The following is a 1985-nucleotide window of genomic DNA, read 5'->3' as shown; positions in this document are numbered from 1 at the left end:
CCCCTCCCGCACCGCGCACACCCACCACAACGTCCCCGCGCACCATGACACTTCCTCTGACCGACCTCCCAGAGCCGGGCGTGTAACGAATTAGGTGGAAACCAGGGCAAAGGAGACTCCTGATGACCACCACAACCACTCACTCGTTCGAGGCTGCTGACGGCGTGTCGCTTGCCTCGGCCAGCGGGAACCCCGACGGTGCGGGGGTGACGACGATCGGAAGCACCATTGGGGACGGGGCCGGCGGGGACGGGCTGAGCCTGGACCTGCTGGACGCGCTCACGCTGCTGGCCCGGGACCGGGTGCGGGCCGGCGGGTTGAAGCTGCTGGGCGGAGGACGGGCTGCTGCCACTGATCACGCAGCAGCTGATGCAGGCCGCACTCGATGCGGAGATGGACGAGCACCTGGCCGCCGAGGCCGGGCGGGCGGACGCGGCTCACGCAGCGGCGGCAACGGTTAGCTTGATTTTTTTAAGGCTCTCCTGTTGCTTCCGTGGGTGGGTTCATGCGGCTTGACGGCCTGGTAGGTGGGGTCGGTGGCCGCCGAGGCTGAGCATGGCGAGTGCGATGAGCGCTGCGGGGTCCTTGAAGCCGAAGGCCATGCGGGCGATCAGCCGAATCTTGGTGTTCATGCTCTACACGAGCCCGTTGCTCATGGAGTGCTCGGCCGCCGCCGTGATGGCGTCCCAGTGCTTGACGATGGCCCGTTGCAGCTTGACGAAGGGCTCCAGTCGCGAGCGGCGGGCCCAGGACACCCAGTCGCGCAGGGCCTCGGGGGTGTCGGGGCCGGACTTCAGTGCCAGGCGAAGGCCTTCCTTGAGCAGGTAGGCGCGGTGCAGGACCGGGTGGGCCTTCGCGACGAACTCCAGTTGCGCGCGCTGGCGTTCGGTGAGGTCCTCGGGGTTCTTCCACAGGGCCCAGCGGGCCTTCTTCAGTGATTTGGAGCCCGGGGTGGCGCGTCCCTTGCCGGCGCGCTCGGCGTTCCAGATCTCGCGGCGTACGGCATCGAGCGCGTCGGTTGCCCACTGCACGGTGTGGAACGGGTCTATCACCCGCACCGCCTGCGGGCAGCGCTCGGCGACGACGGTGGCGATCCAGTCGGCGGCGTCCGCGCTGACGTGGGTGATTCTCGCGGAGCGTTCAGGGCCGAGCAGTTCGAAGAAGGACCGCAGCGTCTCCTTGTCCCGTCCGGCCGCCGCCCATACGAGCCGGCCGCTGTCGTGGTCGACCACCACGGTCAGGTACTTGTGGTGGCGCTTGTAGGAGATCTCGTCGATGCCGATCCGGGTCAGCCCCGCGAGCAGGTCCACGCGCTGTTCGACATCCGCCCACACGCGGGCGCAGATCCCGCCGACCGTGCGCCAGCCGATCCGCAGCAACTGGACCACCGTGGTCTTCGAGCAGTGCGTGGCCAGCCAGGCCACGGTGTCGTCGAAGGCCAGGGTGTGCCCGGTGCCGTGGCGGGCCCACGGCACGGAGGCGACCGTCACGCCGTGCTCGGGGCAGGACACCCTCGGCGCGTCCGCCTCGATCACCGCCCGAAGGGTGCCCAGGTCCAGGGCCCGCCAGCGTCGGCGGCCCTCGCCGTTGTCGTACTTGGCGGATCGCAGTCCGCAGATCCCGCACCGCTGGCGGCGGCCCTTCGCCGGACGGGCGTGCACCACGATCAGCACGCTCTCGGGGCCGTCCCCGTCCGGACCGGACTCCTCGGGCTCCACCGACTCGATCACGGTCTTTTCGACACCGAGCAGCCGAGTCCATATCCTTGCAGATTGCACGCCGTATCCAGGTTCTTCCGTTTCGTATCTTCGCAAGTCGAAACGTAGCCGGGATACGGCGTGTTCTGCGTATCAGCCCTGGTCAGCGACCCACGGAAGCGACAGGGGAGCCCCTAATTCGTTACACGCCCGGCTCTGGGAGGTCGGTCAGAGGAAGTGTCATGGTGCGCGGGGACGTTGTGGTGGGTGTGCGCGGTGCGGGAGGGG

The 1985-nt window shown here is 68.6% G+C and carries 1 pseudogene; it reads right to left on the bottom strand.

Annotated elements, in window-relative coordinates:
• Positions 1-503: 503 nt before the first annotated feature.
• Positions 504-1778 (bottom strand): annotated as a pseudogene (locus tag AB0O11_RS39300) (ISL3 family transposase).
• Positions 1779-1985 lie beyond the last annotated feature (207 nt).

It is taken from the genome of Kitasatospora sp. NPDC093102 (assembly GCF_040683915.1).
Taxonomy (GTDB): Bacteria; Actinomycetota; Actinomycetes; order Streptomycetales; family Streptomycetaceae; genus Kitasatospora.
The sequence above is the reverse complement of the archived record's forward strand: the minus strand, read 5'-3'. Positions and strand labels throughout refer to the sequence as shown.